This window comes from Armatimonas sp. (genome assembly GCF_043760365.1).
In the GTDB taxonomy this organism is placed as follows: Bacteria; Armatimonadota; Armatimonadia; order Armatimonadales; family Armatimonadaceae; genus Armatimonas.
Window position 1 is genome coordinate 1 of sequence record NZ_JAYUPA010000953.1, and the last position, 8,004, is coordinate 8,004.

The 8,004-nt window shown below is 50.9% G+C and carries 7 protein-coding genes and 1 pseudogene; all 8 read left to right on the forward strand.

Annotation, left to right across the window (positions count from 1 at the left end; genetic code table 11):
• Positions 1–402, forward strand: a pseudogene (locus tag ACH2EH_RS24170) (hypothetical protein); the annotation flags it as partial.
• Positions 403–412: 10 nt separating this feature from the next.
• Positions 413–1,117, forward strand: coding sequence for a dual OB domain-containing protein (locus ACH2EH_RS24175; protein ID WP_395145845.1), 705 nt, complete (start codon positions 413–415; stop codon positions 1,115–1,117).
• Positions 1,114–1,737 (forward strand): DUF488 family protein, encoded by a 624-nt coding sequence (locus ACH2EH_RS24180; RefSeq protein WP_395145847.1) that lies wholly within the window; start codon positions 1,114–1,116, stop codon positions 1,735–1,737. The genes ACH2EH_RS24175 and ACH2EH_RS24180 overlap by 4 nt, the downstream gene beginning before the upstream one ends.
• Positions 1,737–2,174, forward strand: coding sequence for a DUF488 family protein (locus ACH2EH_RS24185; protein ID WP_395145849.1), 438 nt, complete (start codon positions 1,737–1,739; stop codon positions 2,172–2,174). The genes ACH2EH_RS24180 and ACH2EH_RS24185 overlap by 1 nt, the downstream gene beginning before the upstream one ends.
• Before the next feature lie 9 nt (positions 2,175–2,183).
• Entirely contained in the window at positions 2,184–3,359 is a 1,176-nt protein-coding gene (locus ACH2EH_RS24190; protein ID WP_395145851.1) for an AAA family ATPase, read from the forward strand.
• Positions 3,356–3,916, forward strand: a complete 561-nt coding sequence (locus tag ACH2EH_RS24195) for a DUF4276 family protein (protein WP_395145853.1) — start codon at positions 3,356–3,358, stop codon at positions 3,914–3,916. Before ACH2EH_RS24190 ends, ACH2EH_RS24195 begins: the two co-directional genes overlap by 4 nt.
• Before the next feature lie 5 nt (positions 3,917–3,921).
• Positions 3,922–4,980, forward strand: coding sequence for a YhcG family protein (locus ACH2EH_RS24200; RefSeq protein ID WP_395145855.1), 1,059 nt, complete (start codon positions 3,922–3,924; stop codon positions 4,978–4,980).
• Between the two features lie 37 nt (positions 4,981–5,017).
• Positions 5,018–7,816 (forward strand): dynamin family protein, encoded by a 2,799-nt coding sequence (locus tag ACH2EH_RS24205; protein WP_395145857.1) that lies wholly within the window; start codon positions 5,018–5,020, stop codon positions 7,814–7,816.
• The last annotated feature ends 188 nt before the right edge of the window (positions 7,817–8,004 follow it).

Sequence of the window (8,004 nt, forward strand, 5' to 3'; positions counted from 1 at the left end):
GGCTTGGTGGACGCCGGGATTGCGCAGACCGGCGCGGGGCGGGTGCGCCTCCTGCGCCCCAGTGAGCTTGATGCCGACTGGAACCCCACCACCGACAAGCGCCTCACCGTCTGGGAGATCGTCCATCAGCTCGTCCGCGCCCTGGAGACCGGTGAGGAAGCGGCGGCGGCACTGCTCGCTAAGCTCGGAGGCAATGCCGAGGTAGGGCGGGAGCTGGCCTACCGGCTCTACACCCTATGTGAGCGCAAGAAACGGGCGGCAGAGGCACTGGCCTACAACGGACTCGTCCAGAGCTGGCCGGAGCTAGGACAGCTTGCACGGCAGCAGGAAGAGCGAGCGCAGCAAGAGACGAAACCCAAGACGCAAGCCGGATTATTTGACGAAGGCGACGAAGGCGAGTAAATAGAATAGAATGGAAGAAGATATTGTCGTTAAACAGATTATCTGCCTTGCTAATTCACGCAAGCTTAACGGGCGATGTATTGCGGGCAAAGAAATCATTAACTCTAAACCTGCAGGTTGGATTCGTCCAGTGGGTGCCAATGATCACGAAGGGGTATCTGAAGAGGAACGTCAATACCAAGATGGTAGCGACCCCCGTGTGCTCGACATCATCAATTTGCCACTTCGCGAACCACAACCAAAACTATATCAGCAAGAAAATTGGCTTCTTGCTCCAGGTACTTGGGCAAAAGTAGGACAAGCCAAATGGGAAGATTTAAAAAATCTTACTGATTCTCCTTCATATCTTTGGTTCAATAATAATGACCATTCTTCAAATGGAATCCACGACAGGATTATACTTTCTCATGCACAGACATTAGATACATCGCTAAAATTGATTTATATTGATGGGATAAAATTGAGAGTATGTGATCCAGGTGCGGAATATGGCAATTCTAAAAGACGTGTAAAAGGAAGATTCAAATATAACTCAGTATATTACAGTTTTTGGGTAACTGACCCTATTTGTACTCGAAAATACCTAAAGGAACCAAACGGCGATTATTTATTAGGAGAGAGTTTTTTGACTGTGAGTCTTGGCGAGCCACACACCGATGGCTACTGTTACAAACTTATTGCCGCTGTGATTTCCCGTGAGGAAGAAATCCTATGATGACTTCAGGAAATTTACAGGTACTCACGGTAGGGCACTCGAACCATTCTATCGAAGTCTTCTTGAATCTCTTGCAGCGGCACGAAGTTACCGCGCTAGCCGACGTGCGCTCCATGCCCTACAGCCGCTTCAATCCCCACTTCAACCGGGAGCCGCTCAAGGAAAGCCTGGTGGCAAATGGCATCCGCTACGCCTTCTTTGGGCAAGAGCTAGGCGGGCGCTCCGACGATCCTGCGTGCTACCACAACGGGCGGGTTCGTTACGACTGCCTCGCACAGACCGAGGGCTTTCACTGGGGAATTCAGCGGGTCATGCGGAGCGCCGAAACCTACCGAATCGCCCTCATGTGCTCTGAGAAAGACCCCCTGGAGTGCCACCGTACTCTCCTCGTTGCAAAGGAGCTAGCCGTGCAAGGAGTCGAGGTACAGCACATCCTGGGAAACGGTGCTCTCGAAACCGACGCCGAGGCAATGGAGCGACTCTTAGACATAGTCGGCCTGCCGCACCACGACCTCTTCCGCTCCTCCGAGGAGCTGATCGCCGAGGCACTTGCGACTCAGGAAGATCGTGTGGCCTACGTAGACAAGCGGCTGCTCGCTGAGGCCGTAGGAACAAGATAATGAACGTTTTCACCATTGGATTTACAAAGAAGAACGCACGGTATTTCTTCGAGAAACTACGTCAATCTGGCACCAAACGCGTGGTGGACGTGCGCCTCAACAACGTTTCCCAACTCGCTGGATTCGCCAAGCGAGACGACCTCTCTTACTTTCTAAAAGAAATATGCAATATCGAGTACATTCACCTCCCCGACTTAGCACCAACCCAGGAGATGCTGGATGAGTACAAAAAGCACGGCGGTGACTGGAAGGGCTACGAAGTCAAGTTTCTCGAACTCATGGAGAAACGGAAGATCGAGAAAACCATCTCTCAGGAAATCATCGCTGAGGGTTGCCTCCTCTGTAGCGAGGACAAGCCCCACTTCTGTCACCGTCGCCTCGTCGCCGAGTATCTGAAGCAACACTGGGGCGACCTTGATATTCGTCACCTTGGCTAATAAAAAATTATGCAAATTGAAACGATAGAGCTGAGAAACTACCGGTTGTTTCGTGATGCGGTTCTGACTGACCTTCCCCGACTCACCATTGTCGTGGGGGCGAATGGCTCAGGAAAGTCAACACTCTTTGATGTCTTCGCTTTCCTCAAAGATGCACTGACGCAAAATGTCGCATCCGCAGTCGCCCGGCGTGGAGGCTTCAATGAGCTGGTCAGCCGTGGGCAAAAAGGCCCCATCGGCATCACCATAAAATTTCGGGAGAGCAGTGGTAGGCTTGCAACCTATCAATTAGACATTGCGAACGACCGTGGCAAAGTAGTGGTACATCGTGAGGTACTAAAGTTTAGGCGTGGTCGGCGTGGGCAGCCCTGGCACTTTGTTGATTTTTCCCGTGGCAAAGGAACCGCAATCACCAACGAGGCGATGTACGGCCAGAAAGGCGTTACGGCAGAGCGCGAGGAGCGCGTCCTAGCCGATCCCAGTGTTTTGGCGATAAAGGGGCTGGGACAATTCACCGAGTTTCGCGTGGTCGCCGAGTTCCGCGATCTGCTGGAGAACTGGCACATCTCTGATTTCCATATCAGCGACGCACGTTCCAGCGCGGAAGCGGGCTATGCCGAGCACCTCTCGATGGGAGGAGAAAATGTGGCGCAGGTAGCGCAGTACCTCTACGAGAACCACCCCGACCAGTTTGAGAAAGTTCTCCAGGCCATGCGCCGCCGCGTTCCGGGAATTGATAGAGTCGAAGCAAAGCCTACCGAAGACGGGCGACTGGTACTCCGTTTCCAGGATGGGAGCTTTAAAGATCCCTTTATTGCCCGCTACGTCTCAGACGGTACCATCAAGATGTTTGCGTATCTTGTGCTGCTCTATGATCCAAAGCCACATCCTTTACTTGCGGTAGAAGAACCGGAGAATCAACTTTATCCTGAGCTTCTGCAAGAGCTTCTGGAAGAATTTCGTGGATATGCGCTCCGGGGAGGGCAGGTATTCGCCTCAACACACTCACCGGACTTTCTCAATGGCGCGAAGCTCGAAGAGATCTACTGGCTCGTCAAGAAAGAGGGCTTCACAACCGTAGAGCGGGCATCGGACAGTGAGTTACTCCGTAATTTGGTGGCCGAAGGAGATTTACCAGGGGCACTCTGGAAACAAGGATTGTTCAAAGGTGTCGGTCTACGATGAGTTATGTTGTGTTCTTGCTCGAAGAACTCTCGATGAAAGTGCTCCTGGACGGCCTGATTCCTCGCTTATTTCCTGATCTAAAGTTTCTCTGTATTCCACATGAAGGAAAAGGTGATCTCGAAAAGAGTATCCCACGAAAGCTACGAGCATGGCGTGAACCTGGTGTTCGCTTCGTCGTACTCCGCGACAACGATAACGGTAACTGCCTTGCTCTTAAAGCAAAACTTACAGGATTATGCCATGAAGGTGGGCGTGAGGATGCCTTAGTACGAATTGCATGCCAGGAGCTAGAAGCTTGGTATTTTGGTGAGCCGGATGCTTTAGCGGACGCATTTCAAGATGAGACCCTACGAGGCCTAGGAGCAATGGCGCGCTTTCGCAATGCAGATGCAGTGGTTCGCCCCTCTGAAGAGATTGAAAAGCTCATTCCTGTGTTTCAGAAGGTAGCAGGTGCACGCTTAATGGCAGAGCATCTCTCACGTACTGGGAACCGATCTCGCAGCTTCCAAGTGCTTTGTGAGGGGATCGAACGCATGACAACGGGTGGGGAAGGATAGCCCGAATGGTAATATCTAACCCTGATACCAGCCTACTGATTCATGAGCTACGTAGCCTGATTGAGCAGACACGGGAGCGGGTGGCGACCACCGTTAACCGCGAGCTGACTCTGCTCCACTGGCACCTAGGCAAGCGCCTCCGTGAAGACCTGCTCCAAGAAGTGCGTGCGCCCTACGGCGAGCAGATTGTGGCTACAGTGTCGAGACAATTGACCGAGGAGTTTGGGAGAGGATTTAGCCGGACAAACCTGCTCTACATGGTGCAGTTTGCGGAGCAGTTCCCCGAGGAGAAGATTGTCCAATCAGTGATTGGACAATTGGGCTGGACACACATTCTCGCTATTCTTCCGATCAAAGAGCCGCTCAAGCGGGAGTTCTACACCCAGCTCTGCCGCATCGAGCGGTGGAGCGTGCGCACCCTCCGTGCCAAAATAGACGGGATGCTCTACGAGCGAACCGCACTCTCTGGCAAGCCTGACGACGTGATCCAGAGTGAGATCGCCGCCCTCCGTGACAGCGACCAGCTCACTCCTGATCTTGTCTTTCGAGATCCCTACCTACTCGACTTCCTCGGTCTGCACGACGGCTACAGCGAGCGGGACTTGGAGAATGCCATCCTCCGCGAGCTGGAAGGCTTTCTGCTGGAACTGGGCGCAGGCTTCGCCTTTGTCGCACGCCAGAAGCGCATGACCATAGACGACGAAGACTTCTACTTAGACTTGCTCTTCTACCACCGTGGTCTGCGCCGTTTGGTCGCTATTGAACTCAAAATCGGCAAGTTCACCGCCGCCTATAAAGGCCAAATGGAGCTGTACTTACGCTGGCTCAACCGCTACGAACGACAGCCCGGTGAAGAAGCTCCCATTGGCCTGATCCTGTGTAGCCAGAAAAGCCCCCAGCAGATCGAGCTTCTGGAGCTAGGCACCGAGAGCGACATCCGAGTCGCCGAGTTCTTCACCCAGCACCTACCACCCCGTCTTTTGGAAAAAGAACTCACACGAGCACTCAAACGCGCCGAGGAAACGGTTGCACAACGTCAGATGGAGATAGACACCGTTGAGTAGACGACCCCATACTACAGAAAGTACAGCTAATACCTTTGTGCCAAACGAAGGGCGGCTTAGCCGCGCACGCCTTAAAGAAGATCTTCGACGCTTAGAAGCATTGCTGCATAGTAATGGACTTGAGGCAGATGCGGACAAAGTGCGCGATAAACTACGAGACTTAGCCTCACCAGACGAGATTCTTGTCTTCGTCGTTGGTGAAGGAAACTTCGGAAAATCAAGCCTTGTCAATGCGGTTCTAGGGCGTGATGTTGCCCCCGTTAGTTTTCTGCCCAAGACTTGGAGAGTTGACCTCTATCGTGGGCTACCCGAAGGCGCGGATGAGTTTGCGATCTTACGACGGATAGGCCAGGTCAACGGCGAGCGAATGAGCGTCGCTGCCGCCGAAGTTGCCTGCGCAGATCAGGAGCGTGAGATCGCTCGGTGCGAGACAGAGGCACTCCAGAAAATCAATGAGAGCCGCGCCGCCAAGAATCTTCCGCCTGCTTTGCGTGCTGATCTCTATCGACATACAGAGCCCATTCGACTACCCGATCAGGTAGTTGAGGTGCAGTGGCATCGTAGCGGACTAGCTCTCCCGCCTGAAGTTGTCCTTGTAGATACACCGGGGTTCAAGCAAGTACGAAGTGGAATGGGCGGAGCACGGACAGAAATGCTGGGGGGTAGCGAAGGCGTTACTTTCGCGCTCGAAGAAATCTATGAGCAGTTCTATCACCGTGCGACACTTGTTCTCTGGGCTTTCCGTGCCGACAAGCTCAACGATGCAGATACCATCGAGGTTTTTGACGATCTCCTGGGGCGGGGTAAAGACGTCTTGGGGGTCATCACCTATGCGGATAAAGTTCCTCCTGAGCGGCGACAGGGCGAGCTACTTCCCCGAGCCTATCAGTATTTTGGGAAGGGAGTCACGGGGTTTATTCCCATCATCAGTGCCGGGTCTTCCCCTGAAAAGGGGCTAGGCATACCTGAACTGCGGAACCACTTAACAGCACTAGGGCCACGAGCATCTGCAATTAAGCAACAAGAGACCGAGTCATTCCTTGGCGTTCAAGCAAGGTTTGCGGCGAAACATCTCCGTGCCATTGGTGACAATCTAATTAATAACGTCACCCAGCTTTCACTTTATTGCAATGCTACAAGCGAGCGACTCTTACGTGAGGTGAAAACGCGACACTCAGAACGGCGAGCAACTTACCTTAAACGTATAGGATTGAAAAGTGATGATCTAGGAAAACAGAATGTATTCGACTCTGATATATGCCAGAAAATTGCGAATTTGCTAGTGGAACTTGCTAATCATGATAGTATCAGATTCTCTCTTTTTGGTGTCTCTGGTGAAAAATCGGCCACATTAGAACGCCTCTTCCAGAGTAAAATTACTGAAATATTACTAATTGAAGAATTAAGTCAAGATGCACGTACCGACTTAGGTCGGGTAGGTGATTATGTGCGGGCACAAGGCAGTAGTATTGCCGCTGGGCAACGTTTACAACAAGTTGTCCTCCAATCTGGAGGCCGTGCGGAAACACGACAACTAGATGCACGTATTTTCCCCCCTGATATTAAGAATCTGACGATATCAATGCCTTATTTGGATATGCCACAACTTCCTGGTGGCTTTTCTAATAATATAAAACGGGTTTTTGGAGCAGCAAATGTTGAACAACAAGTTATTGTAAATACACTCAATGAAGCGTTGAGTCGTGCAGAGCAAATAGTGAAATCGCATTTTATTTGTACTCGTAAATATACTGTCGAGTCCGCCGAGGCTATATTAGCCAGTGCTGATGGAGCACTCAAAACTATCTACCCGGATGATTCATTTCATAGTCTTCGCACCAAAACCGAAAGACTAGATGGTGAAATAGATCAGCTCGATACGTTTGTCCGAACATTTGGCAATGGTCATCAAGAGTCCTCTGGTGCTAAGAACAGCCTCTATCGGTATGGAACGTTATTTCGCATCTGGTCTCCACGTGACGATATTCGTGCTGCCGCTATTGACCTATTTTGTGAATGGTTTTCTCGTGAATGGCCACAGTATCACGATAGAGCACTTGGTAGGATTTCTCCCATCTTGGAAAAAAATCAAATCAACCTGCCACGCACTCAGAAGACCTGTTCACAACTACTTGCTAGCCAAAAATCCATTATAGATACACTTCCCGATACACTTCTGGGAAATTTATCACGACAATCTCCTGGCCTTGAAGAACTGCTATCTCAGCGGCGCGATAGTGTAACCACAAAAATATCATCGGGTGCGCCATTATTCGATGACAAAGTGATTGCCAAGCAAATTCTGCAAGATTTTGATTATATGAGTCTTGATGGTGTCGCTGTTGATATTACTGCTTATGTTGCACAGGTTTTTCGTGATAATGATTCCAAATATGTCAAAGCACTTCCCATTCCACAAATTAAATCGAAGTCAACAGTACGCCTGCCGCTACGGAAGACTATACCCGCGTCTGTTATCCCTCTACTTTGTTGTGGAGGTCTTGCAGAAATACCAATGCAGCATCTGTTATCCACTGCTATTACAGGTGGGAAATTGTTCATCTTTGGTTTTCCTCCTCTCATGACGGCTGTCGTTGCCCCCATCATCATCCTTATATTGGGGCACCATGAGCGTTTGTCACATCGCAACGATATCTCAAAGCAACTGGTTGAAACACTTGCTCCATCTGTTACGGAGGTTAGTCAAGCGAGTTGGGAACGTGCTGTACGAAGTATTGACGCACCAAAAGTTCGTGAAATTGTTGGTCGCAAAACGCTAGTTCAGAAACGCCCTTTAGATTTTGCCCTAGAAGGGGCTTTTGATAACTATAAATGAAAGAAGACGAACTCAAATGGTAACTGAATATGATAAAATACTAAGCCTACTGCGGCACAGCGAGGTATTCCTTACGCAACCCATCTCGGGACAGACACTTGCCTTCCGTGCTGGAAGCGACGTGGTCGCTGGTGCACAGTTGGCGGCAGAACGGCTGCGTTCTATGCTGAGCGAGCGAGTAGACCGAA